Origin of the sequence: Rhizobium sp. PP-F2F-G48, assembly GCF_004342335.1 — a bacterium.
Lineage (GTDB): Bacteria > Pseudomonadota > Alphaproteobacteria > Rhizobiales > Rhizobiaceae > Ferranicluibacter.
Window position 1 is genome coordinate 927,233 of record NZ_SLVH01000001.1, and the last position, 15,584, is coordinate 942,816.

The following is a 15,584-nucleotide window of genomic DNA, read 5'->3' on the forward strand; positions in this document are numbered from 1 at the left end:
TTTTTTCATCGCCGATGTCGTTTCGACCATTTGTCGCCTCACTTATATGGTGCAAGGCAGCATGTCGTCATCCCTCCGGGATCATGACCGATCATCGACGGCGGATCGACGGCTCGCCTGCTTCATCCTGGTCATCGACGCGCACGGACGGGTTCATAGCGAAAGCGCTCGACGCCGGGTTGCCGCATCGTCCGCCGAGAGGCAGGATGAGGGCGGTGGCCCCACTGATTTGTTAGAATAGGCTTACGCCTCGAGCCACGGGATTTTGCCGACAGATGCATTTTTCGACCTTTGCAGAGGCCGACACCGCTCATGATTGAGATACGGGGTGAGAAGACCGTCTTCCGCAAGGAGGATATCGTTGCGTTGCATTCGCTGCCATCGGCCCAGGCGCACGATCCCTGCATCCTGCATGCCACCACCCGTCGTCGCTGGCCGCGCCGATGCCTGCAAGGTCTCCTCGGCCTCGGTTGCGTCCTGATTCTGCTGGTCGCCGGACTGGTGGTCGCGGTGGAAGCCGGCGGAATCGATCGCATTCTGAACACGCGCGCCCAGATGGCGCTGAACAACGCGCTCGGCGATGCCTATCATGTCGATGTCTCCAGCACCGTGGTGCGCCTGACCGGCGAGGGGGCGCTGGCGCTGAAGGCGCAGGACGTTTCGCTGAAGCGAAGCGCCTCCGGCGAACAACTGCTGACGACCGAGTCCGTTTTCATCGAGCTCGATCCACTCTCGCTGCTGTCGGGCAGGGTCTCCGTGTCCCGCATCGAGGCCGAAGGCGCCCGTCTGGCGCCGGCGATCCTGCCCCAGGGCAAGCCGCTCGACCTGACGCGCGTCCGCATTGCCGATGTCAGCGGGGCGATGGAGGCCATCTTTGCCCAGATGGACACGATCTCGAGCCTGATCGCCCGCAGCGGCACGCAGGTGGTGCGGATCGCAGATGTGATGCTGCCGCTGTCTGGCCCACGCAACCGCGTCGTGAAACTCGATGTCCACTCCCTCGATTTCGCCCGTGCCGAAAACGGATCGATGACGATTCGCGGCGACGCGGCGATCGACGGAACCTCGACGGCCCTGCAATTGACGGCCGACAGCGACAAGGGGCGGATCGTCCGGCTCGGCGGCGCCCTGACCGGTCTGCCGACCTCGGCGCTGCTCTATCGCGCGGAAACCAAGACCGAACCGCCGTTCGGGCTGGATACGAAGGCATCCGTCAATCTGACGGCCGTGCGTGCCGGTGAGGGCATCGCGCCGGAACTCACCATGTCCGGCGCTCTCGACCAGGGCGTCTTCGTTGCAAGCGGGCTGCAGTCCGAACTTCTGCCGTCCGACGTCAATCTCGCTTATGATTTCGGTCGGGGCAGCATCGAGGTCAAGCCATCGACCGTCCGGCTGGGCAAGTCGGTCTTTCCGTTCAGCGGCGCGGTGCGCGACATCGATTCCGCGAGTGCTGCATCCATGGCGCCGGCCGCGACGCTTGCGGAAGGCACGCCGCCGTCCGACCCTCTGTCCCTTGCCCTCCCGAAGGGTTTCAGCATCGATGTGCTGGTCCAGGGCGGAACGTCCGCGCCCATCGACGTCAACGAACCGCCGCTGACCTTCGACGCCAAGGTCGCGGGCGATTTCCAATCCGAGCGGCATGCTCTGCTGTTTCGCGAGCTGACGGTCTCCAGCAAGCTCGGCACATTTGCCGGCTCCCTGTCGATCGCGTTTTCCAGCACCTCGCCGCAGATCAATTTCGCGGGCCTGACCACGGATATGCAGACGGCCGGCATCAAGCAGCTCTGGCCATGGTGGGTGGGCAAGAAGGCGCGGGCCTGGGTCATCTCGAACATCTTCGGCGGCACGGTCAACAACGGCAGGATCGAAGTGGCGATCGAGGAGGGCCGTCTCGCCCAGACGGCGGGGCCGGTCGAGCTGGGGGCTGGCGAGCTGACGATCGATTTCGGCATCGACGGTGCGCGCGTCAACATCGCCGGCGATATCCCGCCGCTGCGCGACGCCACCGGGCATTTCACGCTGCGCGGCGAACGCGCCGAAGTGGATATCAACAGCGGGACCGCCTATTTCCCGTCCGGGCGAACGGTCGCGGTCAACAACGGCAACCTGATCCTCCCGAACACCTACGCCAAACCGCTGATGGCGGAGCTGAAGCTGCAGGTGACCGGGCAGGCGGACGCGATCGCCGAACTCGTCAGCTACCGCCCGCTGGAGGCCCTGCAGAAGACCCCGTTCAAGGCCGACGACTTTTCGGGCCCGATGACCGCGAATGTCGGCGCCCGCTTCGGCCTTGCCCGCGACCAGCATCCGCCGCCGCCGGAATGGCAGGCCGAGATGCGCCTCGATGGCGTTTCGCTGAAACCGGCCATGGCCGGCCGCACGATCTCCGACATTAACGGCACGCTGCGCATCGATCCCCAGCACGCCGTTCTCGATGCGAAGGCAGCGGTCGATGGCGTGACGATGAATCTCGACGCGGTGGAGCCGATCGGGGCGAACAGCCCGGTCAAGCGCAGCCGCACCGTGTCCGGAACCCTGCCGGACGGGGCGCTTGCGAAGTTCGCGCCCGGACTGAACGGGATCGTGGATGGCCCCATCGGGCTGGACGTGGACCTGCAGGAGGGCGACCGGCAGCTGGTCAAGGTGGATCTCGAAAACGCCAGCCTCTCCCTGCCATGGATCGGCTGGAGCAAGGGGCGTGGCGTGGCCGCGACGTCGAGCCTGTCGGCCGTCACGAAAGACGGGGTGACCTCGATCAGCGACTTCAAGATTTCCGGCGAAGGTTTCGGGGCCGGCGGATCGCTCACCATCGACAAGGCAGGGCTGGCGGCGGCCGACCTCTCTTCCGTACGTCTTGCGGCCGGCGACGATTTTGCCGTTTCGGTCAAGCGGCAGAAGAGCGGCTATGGCGTGACCGTCAACGGCAGCTCGGCCGATATCCGATCCGTCATCGACGGCCTGAAATCCCCGGATACGAAGGGCGACGTGTCCCAGGCGGCCGCCAAGCGGGTCTCGATCGATGCGTCGCTGAAGAGCGTGCAGGGATTTCATTCCGAGGCGCTCTCGAATGTCGATCTGTCCTACACGGCCCGCGGCCGTGCGATCGAAGGGCTCAAGCTGAAGGCGGTGACCTCGACCGGGCAGGCCGTCGTCGGCGATCTCGTATCGTCCGGCGCCGACAATATCGTCCAGCTCACCAGCGGGGACGCCGGCGCGCTCGCCCGGTTCGCCGACATCTACGCCAATATGCGCGGCGGCCTGCTGAACCTGAAGCTGCGGGATCGGGGCGGCAACTCGTGGCGCGGCACGCTCGACCTGCGCAAGTTCGCGCTCGTCAACGAACAGCGCCTGCAGTCGATGGTGTCCTCGCCGTCGGGATCCAACGGTCAGAGCCTGAGAGAGGCCGTTAAGAAGGACATCGACCTGAGTTCGGTGAAGTTCGAGCGGGGCTTTGCCAATCTCGCGCTCGATGGAGGCCAGATCGCGCTCGACAACGGCGTCGTGCGCGGCAACGACGTCGGCGCGACGTTCCAGGGTGTGGTGCGCGACGCCAACGGCAAGATCGACATGACCGGCACCTTCATGCCGGCCTACGGCCTCAACCGTCTCTTCAGCGAACTGCCCCTGATCGGCACGCTGCTCGGAAACGGTCGCGATCGGGGCCTGCTCGGCATCACCTTCAAGCTGACCGGCTCCTTCGCCAAACCGAGCCTCACGATCAATCCCCTGTCGCTCATTGCGCCGGGCGTGTTCCGGAACATTTTCGAGTTCAACTGAGGCGGCATTCCTAAAGGCCTGGCGCGCAGCTATTGCGGCGGCCTTCCCAAAGTGCTGTCGAAGAAACGTGCGATATCGGCATTGACGCTTCGATGCAGGGCGACACGGTCGATTTCGGGACGGTCTGTGCAGAGGGCCGGCATTTCGCGCATGAACTCTGCCGTGCACGGTGCCAGAAACGTGAAATGACCGGCATTTTCGATGACGTGCAACTCGGCCCGGTCTCCTAGATCTCGCGCGAGATCCAAGGCATTGTCCCGGGGAGACAGTTCCTCATCCTTGTCGCCGACGAAGACGGAAAGCGGGGCCGTGACGGGCCTGAGAGCTTCGGGCGAAAAGACGACGCTGAGCGGTGCCAGAAGCGCGAACGAGCGGATTCGGTCGTCGGGGACCGGTCCGATATCGGGTCGCTCGCGACGGATTTGTCCTCGCGCTTCGCAGACAACCCGATCCTGCGTGCGGCCCTTGCAATAGGCTGCAAGACGCGCGAAATCCGGTTTTGCTCCGGCAAGGATCAATCCCGTCGTTCCTCCGGCAGAGAATCCCACGAAGCCGATACGGCCGGGATCGATATGCTGAGCGAGGAACGGGTCGTTCAATGCGGCGGTCAGCGCCGCTGAAATCTGCATGGCGCGCCCGAACACGGCAAGCGATGAACCGACCCTGCTGGCGTCCCGAAAATTATCGCCTGGATGGGTAACGCTGACGACGATGGCGCCATGTCGGGTCAGAAACGTCGCGAGATCGTGGTTTCCCCACAGGCTCCCGAGGCTTCCGTGAGACATGAGAAACAACGGGTATCGTCCGCTGGCAATGGAAACGCCCTTCGATGCGGCAACCTCGAAAGGGCCGGGATGCGTCGAACCCGTCGCTTCCGCGGCGGGATAGAACGCGACGGCATCAATGGAACCGTGCCCGACCGGATCGGTAAACTCGATCCTCCTCAGGCCCGTGCCGAGGCTTTCTGCGGCTTGGGCCGGAGCGACCGAGATGATGAAAAAGACGATCACCTGGAGCAGATGGATGCGCATCGTAAGATCCGAAATCAGAACTATTCCTGATATCGGATCTATATGCGGAATGCCTTATAAATATGACGCCCTCACGCGGGGCGGATGAGGATGTGTTTCTTCTTGCCGAGGGAGAGCTTGATCACGCCGTCCTTGGTCAGTTCGTCCGTACCGATGGATGTGCGTTCATCGGAGATCGCGACGTCGTTGATGCGGACGGCGCCGCCCTGGACGTGGCGGCGGGCTTCGCCGTTGGAGGCGGCAAGGCCGGACCGGACGATGAGCGTCAGCAGGCCGAGGCCGGCCTCGAGCTCGGCTGCGGGAATGGAGACCGAGGGCAGGTCCTCGGCGAGCGCCCCTTCCTCGAACGTCTTGCGCGCGGTTTCGGCGGCGGCCTCTGCGGCTGTGCGGCCGTGCAGGATCGCGGTGACTTCCGTTGCCAAGGTCTTTTTGGCTTCGTTGATCTCGGCCCCGCCGAGCGCCGTCAGCCTGGCGATCTCGTCCATCGGCAGCGTCGTGAACAATTTCAGGAAGCGGCCGACATCGGCATCTTCCGTGTTGCGCCAGTACTGCCAGAAATCATAGACGGGCAGCAGTTCGGCATTCAACCAGATCGCGCCGGAGGCGGACTTGCCCATCTTCGCGCCGGACGAGGTGGTGAGCAGGGGCGAGGTCAGCGCGTAGAGCTGCTGTGTGCCCATGCGGTGGCCGAGGTCGATGCCGTTGACGATGTTGCCCCACTGGTCCGAGCCGCCCATCTGCAGGCGGCAATCGTATCGCTTGGCCAGTTCGACGAAATCATAGGCCTGCAGGATCATGTAGTTGAATTCGAGGAAGGACAGCGACTGCTCGCGGTCGAGCCTTGTCTTGACGCTATCGAAGGAGAGCATGCGGTTGACGGAGAAATGCCGGCCGACATCGCGCAGGAATTCGAGATAATTCAGCGGGCGCAGCCATTCGGCATTGTTGATCATCAGGCCCGCATTTTCGGGCTTGTTGTAGTCGATGTAATTGGCAAAGCAGCGCTTGATGGAGGCGATGTTCTCCTCGATGGTTTCCACCGTCATCAGCTTGCGGGCTTCCTCCTTGAAGGAGGGATCGCCCACCATGCCGGTGCCGCCGCCCATCAGCGAGAGCGGCCGGTGACCGGTTTCCTGCAACCAGTGCAGCATCATGATCTGGGTGAGATGGCCGACATGCAGGCTCGATGCGGTGGGATCGTAACCGATATAGGCCGTCACGACCTCTTTCTGGAACAGCGCATCCAAGCCGCTCTCGTCGGAGAGCTGGTGGAGAAAGCCGCGCTCGTCGAGGGTGCGGAGGAAATCGGACTTGAACCTGGACATGGACATGAACTCTTCGATCTGGCTGAAGCCGGGCCTTTAGCATTGTTTTTTGCGAAGTGCATCCGTCTCGGGCATGAATGTTGAAAGCCTTCGCAGACTGCGAATCGGGCAGGAGACGGACGGTATGGCGCGGATCATGACGGCGATCGGGCTGATGAGCGGCACCAGCATGGACGGAATCGATCTCGCGCTCCTGGAAACCGACGGCGAAGCCGTCGTCCGGCGCGGCCCGTCGCATGGGCTCGCCTATGACAGCGGTTTTCGCGCACGGCTGAAGGCGGCGCTCGTCATGGCAGCGCCGATCCGCGACCGCGGCGAGCGGCCGGGCGATCTCGTGCGGATCGAGCGGGATCTGACGCTCCTGCACGCGGTCGCCGTCCATGACTTTCTACATGCCAACGGTCTGAAGCCTGGCGATATCGACGTGATCGGCTTTCATGGCCAAACGGTGCTGCACCGGCCGGATGAAGGCTTGACCGTCCAGATCGGCGACGGGGTTCTGCTGGCCGCGGAAACGGGGGTCGATGTCGTGCACGACATGCGGGCCGCCGACATGAGGGCCGGCGGGCAGGGCGCGCCGCTCATTCCTGTCTATCACCAGGCGCTTGCGGCCAATCTTCCCGGAGATCTCGAAACGCCCGTCGTCTTCGTCAATATCGGCGGGATTTCCAATCTCACCTTCGTCGGCGGGGATGGCGCGCTCTCAGCCTTCGACAGCGGCCCCGGCAACATGCTGATCGACCAGTGGATCGAGGCGCATGACGGCGGATCGTTCGATGCGGGCGGTGTTATTGCGGCGGCGGGCGTCGTGGTGCCGGAGCTTGCAGCCCGCTATCTGGACCACCGGTTCTTCACCGACAATCTCCGCCGTTCGCTGGATCGCAGCGATTTTGCGCCGCCTGTGAAGGGCGAGGTTTCGCTGGAGGACGGCGCCCGCACGCTTGCTCATGTGACAGGTGCTGCGATCCTGCGCTGTGCGACGCATCTTCCGGCCCGGCCGCAGACCTATGTCGTCTCGGGTGGAGGCCGGCTCAATCCTGTCATCATGCAGGAATTTTCGGCACTGGCTGGACGAAGCGGCGCCCGCGTCGTGTCGTCCGATGCGGTGGGGCTGGATGGCGGGGCAATGGAGGCAGAGGCGTGGGCCTATCTCGCAGTGCGGTCGCTGCGCGGGCTGCCGCTGACGTTTCCGGGAACGACCGGGGTGCTAGAAGAGGTGAGCGGGGGCGTCCTAACTCCTCACAGATGACGGCCGGGGTCCTGTTTCACGTTGAGGATACGGAGAACGAGGATGTCGGACCTATCCACTTCGTAATAGATCGCATGGCTCTCGAACAGGTATCTTCGCGTGCCCGGACGCAGAGCGCTGCGATCGACGCCGATTTCGGGATTGGCCTCCAGCACCTCGAACGCTGCCTTCAGTGCCATCTCGTATTTCTCGAGCTGTCGCGCGCCATGTGTTTTCGCGGTGTACTCGTAGATATTGAAAATATCGTCTTCGGCGTTCCGGGTGAACCGGATGCGACCTGTCACGATAGTCTGGCTCGCGCTTCCCGTAGAATTTCATGAAGATCGCGGCTGCTGGTGCCGCTTTGCTTTGCCGATTCCAGCATGGCTTTCAGCTCTGCCGTCGCGCTTTCCTGCGTCGCGGCATCGCGGGTCACGAGATCCGCGACATAATCGCTGACGGAGCGGTGTCCGTTCAAGCTCATCTGGCGATCGAGCAGGTTTGCGATCGGCTCCGTCAAGGTGATGGTATGCTTGGTCATCGCGCACGCTCCATCCGTTGACTTTAGGCCAATCGCGGCCCCTGCTCAAGCGGTCTAGCGGATGCGCTTGGCCGCCGGTTCCGGCGTGAGTTCGCCGTTCAGGCGGCGGTCGAGGTAGTCTTCGCACTCGCCCATGAGGGTATTGACCTGACCGTTGAAGAAGTGGTTGGCGCCGGGCACGGTGCGGTGGGTGATGAGGATGCCCTTCTGGGTCTTGAGCTTTTCCACCAGCGTGTTGACGTCCTTTTCCGGCGCGACCTTGTCGACATCGCCGTTGATGATCAGGCCGGAGGAAGGGCAGGGCGCCAGAAACGAGAAGTCGTAGGTGTTGGGCTGCGGGGCGACCGAGATGAACCCCTCGATCTCCGGGCGACGCATGAGAAGCTGCATGCCGATCCAGGAGCCGAACGAATAGCCGGCGACCCAGCAGCTCTTCGAGTCGGGATGCATGCTCTGCACCCAGTCGAGCGCCGAGGCGGCATCGGACAGTTCGCCCGCGCCATGGTCAAATTCACCCTGGCTGCGGCCGATGGAGCGGAAGTTGAACCGCAGCGTGGTGAAGCCGCGCTTCTGGAACATATAGAAGAGTTGGTAGACGATCTGATTGTTCATCGTCCCGCCGAACTGGGGGTGGGGGTGCAGAACGATCGCAATCGGGGCATTCTTCTGCTTGGAAGGCTGATAACGGCCTTCCAGTCGGCCAGCGGGTCCGTTGAAAATGACTTCGGGCATTGGGTCTCCGGCGTGAGCATGGTTCCAAGTTGCGGATAAGACGGCCGAGCAGTCTTGACGAAAGCACTCAGCTTTTCTAAAACAGTTTAGAACCATTCAAAACTTGGCACGGCGTGCGTGCAGGTGTCGTCTCTTACGGCAAGCGTAGCGAAAACTTCAAGGAAAATGCGGTGCCTGCTTCGGTTTAGATGGGCTGGCATGCGCATTTGGCAAGAACAGCTCCCGGCCCGCGGAATGCAGGCGCGGGAGAGGACACGGACGGTCGACATGGCCATGACGCGGATCTACATGGACTGGAACGCCACGGCGCCGATTTCGGCCGCTGCGCGCGATGCGTTCCTGTCCGCGTTCGACCTGACCGGAAACGGCTCGTCGGTCCATGCGGAGGGGCGCCGTCTGAAGTCGGTGATCGAGGCCGCGCGCCGGGACGTGGCCGCGCTCTGCGACGCCGAGCCTGCCTGCATCACCTTTACGAGCGGCGCAACGGAAGCGGCCAACATGGTGCTCACGTCGGATTTCCGCATGGGCCGGACACCGCTTCGTATCGGGCGCCTCTATGTGTCGGCCATCGAGCATCCGGCCGTGCGCGAGGGTGGCCGCTTTCAAAGGGATCGTGTGCTGGAACTTTCGGTCACGCCGGCTGGAACGGTCGATCTCGATTCGCTCGACCGGGCGCTCTTGGTTCATCCGAAAGAGGACGGCATTCCGATGGTGGCCGTCATGCTCGTCAACAACGAGACGGGCGTGATCCAGCCGATTGCGGAAGTGGCTGCGCGCGTGAAGGCTGCGGGCGGCCTGCTGGTGGTCGATGCCGTTCAGGCGGTCGGGCGCATGCCGGTGTCGATTGCGGCGCTGGGTGCGGATTTCCTCATTCTCGCCTCGCACAAGATCGGCGGGCCGAAAGGGGCTGGCGCGCTCGTTGCCCGCGGCGAAGTGCTGATGCCGCGCGCGCTCATCCATGGTGGCGGGCAGGAGAAGGGGCATCGCTCCGGCACCGAGAACCCCGCCGCCCTTGCCGGCTTCGGAGCGGCCGCGCGTGGGGCAAAGGACGCGCTCGACGGGTACCTCTCCGATGTGACGGCCTTGCGCGACCGGCTGGAAACGGGCATGCGGAGTGCTGCGCCCGACGTGCTCATCCATGGGGCTGACAGCGCCCGCGTCGGCAATACCACATTCTTCAGCCTTCCCGGTCTCAAGGCCGAGACGGGGCAGATCGCCTTCGATCTGGAGGGGGTCGCCCTCTCCGCCGGATCGGCCTGTTCCTCGGGCAAGGTCGGGCAGAGCCACGTGCTGATGGCGATGGGGCAAGATCCGGCGCTCGGTGCGCTGCGTATCTCGATCGGCCCCACCACGACGGCCGAGGAGATCGACCGGACGATCGACATCTTCGCCCGCATAGCCGGGCGGCGGCGCTCCAACAGCGCAGCGGCGTGAAGAAAGCGTGTGAAAGCTTAAGTTTGCGGGTGCGAACAGGGTGAAACTGCCCGAACGACCCATTACATGAACGGCACGATACGATCGTGCCTCACAGAGGGCCGGATCCTTGACATCCGGCAAGACGGGAGAATGACATGGCTGCCGTGCAGGAAACAATCGATCAGGTGAAGCTGATCGACGTTGACCAGTACAAGTATGGTTTCGAATCGATGATCGAGATGGACAAGGCCCCGAACGGCCTGTCCGAAGAGATCATTCGGTTCATTTCCGCCAAGAAGGATGAGCCCGACTGGATGCTCGAATGGCGTCTGGAGGCGTATCGCCGCTGGCTGACGCTGACCGAGCCGGATTGGGCGCGCGTCAATTATCCGAAAATCGATTTCAACGCGATTTCCTACTATGCCGCGCCGAAGAGCACGCCGGGCCCGACATCCATCGATGATGTCGATCCGGAAATCCTCAAGATCTACGAGAAGCTCGGCATTCCCCTGCGCGAACAGGAACTGCTCGCCGGCGTGAAGACGTCGAAGATCGCGGTCGATGCCGTGTTCGATTCGGTGTCGGTCGTCACGACGTTCAAGGAAGAGCTGAAGAAAGCCGGCGTGATCTTCATGTCGATCTCGGAAGCCATCCGCGAGCACCCGGATCTCGTGAAGAAATATCTGGGCACTGTGGTGCCGACGACCGACAATTACTATGCGACCCTGAATTCGGCGGTGTTCACCGACGGCTCCTTCGTTTTCGTTCCCAAGGGCGTTCGCTGCCCGATGGAGCTTTCCACCTATTTCCGCATCAACGAGAAGGGCACCGGCCAGTTCGAGCGGACGCTGATCATCGCGGAAGAAGGTGCTTACGTCTCCTACCTCGAAGGCTGCACGGCGCCGCAGCGCGACGAAAACCAGCTGCATGCGGCCGTGGTGGAGCTCGTGGCGCTCGACGATGCCGAAATCAAATATTCGACGGTCCAGAACTGGTATCCGGGCGACAAGGACGGCAAGGGCGGCATCTACAATTTCGTCACCAAGCGCGGCGATTGCCGCGGCGACCGGTCGAAGATCTCGTGGACGCAGGTCGAGACCGGCTCCGCCATCACCTGGAAATACCCGTCCTGCATCCTGCGCGGCGACGACAGCCGGGGCGAGTTCTACTCGATCGCGGTTTCCAACGGCCACCAGCAGATCGACAGTGGCACGAAGATGATCCATCTCGGCAAGAACACGTCGAGCCGCATCATTTCCAAGGGGATCGCGGCCGGCGTGTCGCAGAACACCTATCGCGGTCAGGTCTCTGCCCATCGCAAGGCGACCAATGCCCGCAACTTCACGCAGTGCGACTCGCTCCTGATCGGTGACCGCTGCGGCGCGCATACGGTGCCCTATATCGAGGCGAAGAACTCGACGGCGCAGTTCGAGCACGAGGCCACGACCTCCAAGATCTCCGAGGACCAGCTGTTCTATTGCCTGCAGCGCGGCATTCCGGAAGAAGCGGCGATCGCCCTGATCGTCAACGGCTTCGTCAAGGAGGTCATCCAGGAACTGCCAATGGAATTCGCGGTCGAGGCGCAGAAGCTGATCGGGATTTCGCTGGAGGGGTCTGTGGGCTGACCAGCCTGGACGGCATCGCCGCGAACATGAATTGAATGGAACGACCGACCTTGGGATGACAGGTTGGTACCGTCGTACGAAAGAGTGAACCAATGCTTGAAATCAGAAACCTCCATGCCCGGATCGCCGAGGATGGCACCGAGATCATTCGCGGGCTGAACCTGACCGTTAAGGCCGGCGAAGTGGCGGCCATCATGGGGCCGAACGGCTCGGGGAAGTCGACGCTGTCCTACATTCTCTCGGGCCGCAAAGACTACGAAGTCACCGAGGGCGACATCCTCTATAACGGCGAGAGCATTCTGGAACTTGACGCGTCCGAGCGCGCGGCGAAGGGGATTTTCCTCGCCTTCCAGTATCCGGTCGAAATCCCCGGCGTTGCCACCATGCAGTTCCTCAAGGTGGCGATGAACGAGCAGCGGAAGTATCGCGGCGAGGAAGAGCTGAAGACCCCGGACTTTATCCGCCGGGTGAAGGAAGCCGCCGCCGAGCTGAAGATCAATCCGGATATGCTGAAGCGTCCGCTGAACGTCGGCTTTTCCGGTGGCGAGAAGAAGCGCGCCGAGATCCTGCAGATGGCGCTGCTGGCGCCGAGCCTCTGCATTCTCGACGAGACCGATTCGGGCCTCGACATCGATGCGCTGAAGATCGTGTCCGATGGCGTCAACGCGCTGCGGTCGCCGGATCGCGCCGTGATCGTCATCACGCACTACCAGCGCCTGCTGGAATACATCGTTCCGGATACGGTTCATGTTCTCTACAAGGGCCAGGTCATCAAAACCGGCGACAAGTCGCTGGCGCTCGATCTGGAAGCCAACGGCTATGCCGACATCATCGGCGCGGCGGCTTGAAGGAGCGTTTGCTCATGAACATTCAGAACACGATCACGCGGACGGCGGCCGAAACGGCGCTGCTGGAGGCGTATAATCATCAGCTGAGCGACCTGCCGGGTGACGGCGCCGTTCTCTCGGCGCGCGATACGCTGCTCTCCGACCTGAAGGATGCCGGCCTGCCGACGCGGCGGCTGGAAGCCTGGCACTATACGGACCTGCGGGCCTTGCTGCGCAACGTCCCTGCCTATGATGGCTCTGCCTTCGCGGAAGCGGTCGAGCCGCTGGCCGTCGGCTCCGCCGTCCTGACCGTCGTCAACGGTCAGGCGGATGCCGGGCAGGCGCCCGATGGCGTCATCGTCAAGCGCTATGGCGATAGCCTGCTCGATGGCACCGCGGCCGGCGATCTCGTCGCGCGGAACACCGAAGATGCGATCGGCCGGATCAACGGGACCTTCGTTCGCGATGGTTTCGAGATCGAAATTCCGGAAGATACCGTTCTGGCACAGCCGCTGGAGCTGCAGATCGTGCAGAGCGCCGGGCAGAGCCACAGCCGCTTTCCGGTGACCTTCGGCCCGAAGTCCAAGGCAACCGTGATCGAGCGACATCTCTCAGTCGACGGCCGGCCAAGCCTTGTTTCCTCCGTTTCCGATCTCATCATCGAGGACGGTGCCGAGGTCACATGGATTCTGCTGCAGCAGCAGGGCGAGGAGGACACGCATCTCGGACAGTTGAATTTCGAGCTCGGCGAAAACGCCTCCTTCCGGCTGTTCGTCATCAATGCCGGCGGCAAGCTCGTGCGCCAGGAAGTGCACGGCGTGGTGACGGGCGAAGGCTCGGACTTCAAGCTGCGCGGCATCAACCTGATGGGTGGCGACACGCTGACGGACGTGACCTTCACGCTCGGCCACGACGTGGCGAACACCACCTCGACCGAGATCATTCGCAACGTGCTTTTTGACAAGGCCCGCGGCGTGTTTCAGGGTCAGATCCGGGTGGCGCAGGACGCGCAGAAGACGGACGCGAAGATGGCGTGCAACACGCTGCTCCTGTCGGACGATGCGGATTTTTCCGCAAAGCCCGAACTCGAGATCTTTGCAGACGACGTGCAATGCGGCCACGGCGCAACCGTGATCGACCTCAATCCGACGCATCTCTATTATCTTCAGGCGCGTGGTATCCCTGAAAACCGGGCGCGCGCCATGCTGGTCAATGCGTTCGTGGACGAGATCGTCGAGGAACTGGAGAACGAGGCGCTGATCGAACCGCTGGAGCTCATCATCGCGCAATGGCTGGCGCGGCACGCCTGACCGTATCCGGCAAGCGTTCGCATCGAGGCAGAAAGCAGAGGCATCATGGACCAGACGGTCTCCACACAGGCATATGACGTCGAGCGGATACGGCAGGATTTTCCGATCCTGTCGCGGACGGTCTACGGCAAGCCGCTCGTCTATCTCGACAATGGCGCGTCGGCCCAGAAGCCGCAGGCGGTCATCGACGCGATCAGCCACGCCTATGCCAATGAATATGCCAATGTCCATCGCGGCCTGCACTTCCTGTCGAATGCCGCGACGGACGCCTATGAGCTGTCGCGCGAGACGGTGCGGCGGTTCTTGAATGCGCCGTCCGTGGACGAGATCGTGTTCACCAAGTCCTCGACCGAGGCGATCAACACGGTCGCCTACGGTTGGGGCATGCCGAAGCTCGGTGCCGACGACGAGATCCTGATCTCGATCATGGAGCACCACTCCAACATCGTGCCCTGGCATTTCATTCGCGAACGGCAGGGCGCAAAGCTCGTCTGGGCGCCGGTGGACGATCAGGGCGCGTTTCATATCGACGATTTCGTCAGGTGCCTGACGTCGAAGACGAAACTGGTCGCGATCACGCATATGTCGAACGCGCTCGGCACGATCGTCGATGTGAAGGAAATCTGCCGGATTGCACATGAGCGCGGCATTCCGGTTCTGGTCGATGGCAGCCAGGCGGCCGTGCACATGCCGGTCGATGTGCAGGATATCGATTGCGACTGGTATGTCATGACCGGCCACAAGCTTTACGGCCCGTCTGGCATCGGCGTGCTCTATGGCAAGAAGGAGCGGCTGGCGGAGATGCGGCCGTTCATGGGCGGCGGCGAGATGATCATCGAGGTCAGCGAAGACGCCATCACCTATAACGAGCCGCCGCACCGGTTCGAGGCCGGCACGCCGCCGATCGTGCAGGCGATCGGCCTCGGCGTCGCGCTCGACTACATGGAGAACGTGGGTCGCGACCGGATCGCGCGGCACGAGGCGGATCTTGCCGCCTATGCGGCCGAACGGCTCCAGTCGGTCAACGCCCTGCGCATCATCGGGCAGGCGCCCGGCAAGGGCGGCATCTTCTCCTTCGAGATCGAAGGGGTGCACGCCCACGACGTCTCCACGGTCATCGATCGTGCCGGCGTCGCGGTGCGGGCGGGCACGCATTGCGCCATGCCCCTGCTGAAGCGATTCGGGGTGACGTCCACCTGCCGGGCCTCGTTCGGGCTTTACAACACGCGCGCCGAAGTCGACGTGCTGGTCGCCGCGCTGGAAAAGGCGCGGACATTCTTTGCGTGAGGATACGAGCATGACTGTTGAGACCCAGGCCGAGACTGCCGGCGAGACGCAGGACGCCCGCGACGGGATCGTTCCGTCGGCCATTCCGCCGGAAGAGCTGGCGCGTCTGTCCGACGACGTGATCTCGGCGCTGAAGACCGTCTACGACCCGGAAATTCCGGCCGATATCTACGAGCTCGGGCTGATCTACAAGATCGACATCGAGGACGACCGCATGGTGAAGATCGCGATGACGCTGACCGCGCCCGGTTGCCCGGTGGCGGGGGAAATGCCGGGCTGGGTCGAGAATGCCGTCGGTGCCGTCGAGGGCATTTCCGGCGTCGAGGTCTCGATGACCTTCGACCCGCCATGGACGCCGGACCGGATGTCCGAGGAGGCACAGGTCGCCGTCGGCTGGTATTGATCGCCGGGCGATAGGGTCTTACATTCACATCCGAAGCACGTTTACATCCGAAGCACCGGGCCTTGAACCCGGTTGTTGCAAG

Annotated in this window: 13 protein-coding genes; 8 read left to right on the top strand and 5 right to left on the bottom strand. The window is 63.0% G+C overall.

The window, feature by feature from the left end:
• Positions 1 to 312: 312 nt before the first annotated feature.
• Complete coding sequence (locus tag C8J36_RS04230) at positions 313 to 3,777, top strand: DUF3971 domain-containing protein (RefSeq protein WP_132532839.1); 3,465 nt, start codon at positions 313 to 315, stop codon at positions 3,775 to 3,777.
• A 29-nt stretch (positions 3,778 to 3,806) separates the two neighbouring features.
• Here the strand turns inward: C8J36_RS04230 and C8J36_RS04235 are convergent, their stop codons facing one another.
• The gene (locus C8J36_RS04235; RefSeq protein ID WP_132532841.1) at positions 3,807 to 4,808 is read right to left on the bottom strand and encodes a dienelactone hydrolase; all 1,002 of its coding nucleotides are present in this window, start codon (positions 4,806 to 4,808) and stop codon (positions 3,807 to 3,809) included.
• Between the two features lie 71 nt (positions 4,809 to 4,879).
• Positions 4,880 to 6,133, bottom strand: coding sequence for a tyrosine--tRNA ligase (gene tyrS / locus C8J36_RS04240; protein WP_132532843.1), 1,254 nt, complete (start codon positions 6,131 to 6,133; stop codon positions 4,880 to 4,882).
• 124 nt (positions 6,134 to 6,257) lie between these two features.
• Between tyrS and C8J36_RS04245 the strand changes: the two genes are divergently transcribed.
• Positions 6,258 to 7,382, top strand: a complete 1,125-nt coding sequence (locus tag C8J36_RS04245) for an anhydro-N-acetylmuramic acid kinase (RefSeq protein WP_132532845.1) — start codon at positions 6,258 to 6,260, stop codon at positions 7,380 to 7,382.
• Here C8J36_RS04245 and C8J36_RS04250 read toward each other — a convergent pair.
• From C8J36_RS04250 to C8J36_RS04260, 3 genes are read right to left on the bottom strand one after another with little or no spacing between them, the layout of a single operon-like run.
• On the bottom strand, positions 7,373 to 7,666 hold the full coding sequence (locus C8J36_RS04250; protein ID WP_165914940.1) for a type II toxin-antitoxin system RelE/ParE family toxin: 294 nt from the start codon (positions 7,664 to 7,666) through the stop codon (positions 7,373 to 7,375). The two genes, C8J36_RS04245 and C8J36_RS04250, sit on opposite strands and share 10 nt — an antisense overlap.
• Positions 7,663 to 7,902, bottom strand: a complete 240-nt coding sequence (locus C8J36_RS04255; RefSeq protein WP_062593058.1) for a hypothetical protein — start codon at positions 7,900 to 7,902, stop codon at positions 7,663 to 7,665. The genes C8J36_RS04250 and C8J36_RS04255 overlap by 4 nt, the downstream gene beginning before the upstream one ends.
• A 54-nt stretch (positions 7,903 to 7,956) precedes the next feature.
• Complete coding sequence (locus C8J36_RS04260; RefSeq protein ID WP_132532849.1) at positions 7,957 to 8,634, bottom strand: alpha/beta hydrolase; 678 nt, start codon at positions 8,632 to 8,634, stop codon at positions 7,957 to 7,959.
• A 267-nt stretch (positions 8,635 to 8,901) separates the two neighbouring features.
• Between C8J36_RS04260 and C8J36_RS04265 the strand changes: the two genes are divergently transcribed.
• From C8J36_RS04265 to C8J36_RS04290, 6 genes are all read left to right on the top strand, one after another.
• Positions 8,902 to 10,068, top strand: a complete 1,167-nt coding sequence (locus C8J36_RS04265; protein WP_132532851.1) for a cysteine desulfurase family protein — start codon at positions 8,902 to 8,904, stop codon at positions 10,066 to 10,068.
• Between the two features lie 137 nt (positions 10,069 to 10,205).
• Positions 10,206 to 11,675, top strand: a complete 1,470-nt coding sequence (sufB, locus tag C8J36_RS04270; protein ID WP_062593059.1) for a Fe-S cluster assembly protein SufB — start codon at positions 10,206 to 10,208, stop codon at positions 11,673 to 11,675.
• Positions 11,676 to 11,767: 92 nt separating this feature from the next.
• Positions 11,768 to 12,523, top strand: coding sequence for a Fe-S cluster assembly ATPase SufC (sufC, locus tag C8J36_RS04275; protein ID WP_062593062.1), 756 nt, complete (start codon positions 11,768 to 11,770; stop codon positions 12,521 to 12,523).
• A gap of 14 nt (positions 12,524 to 12,537) precedes the next feature.
• Positions 12,538 to 13,812, top strand: a complete 1,275-nt coding sequence (gene sufD, locus C8J36_RS04280; protein WP_132532853.1) for a Fe-S cluster assembly protein SufD — start codon at positions 12,538 to 12,540, stop codon at positions 13,810 to 13,812.
• A gap of 45 nt (positions 13,813 to 13,857) precedes the next feature.
• On the top strand, positions 13,858 to 15,099 hold the full coding sequence (locus C8J36_RS04285; protein ID WP_132532855.1) for a cysteine desulfurase: 1,242 nt from the start codon (positions 13,858 to 13,860) through the stop codon (positions 15,097 to 15,099).
• Positions 15,100 to 15,109: 10 nt separating this feature from the next.
• Complete coding sequence (locus tag C8J36_RS04290) at positions 15,110 to 15,502, top strand: SUF system Fe-S cluster assembly protein (RefSeq protein ID WP_062593069.1); 393 nt, start codon at positions 15,110 to 15,112, stop codon at positions 15,500 to 15,502.
• Positions 15,503 to 15,584: the final 82 nt, after the last annotated feature.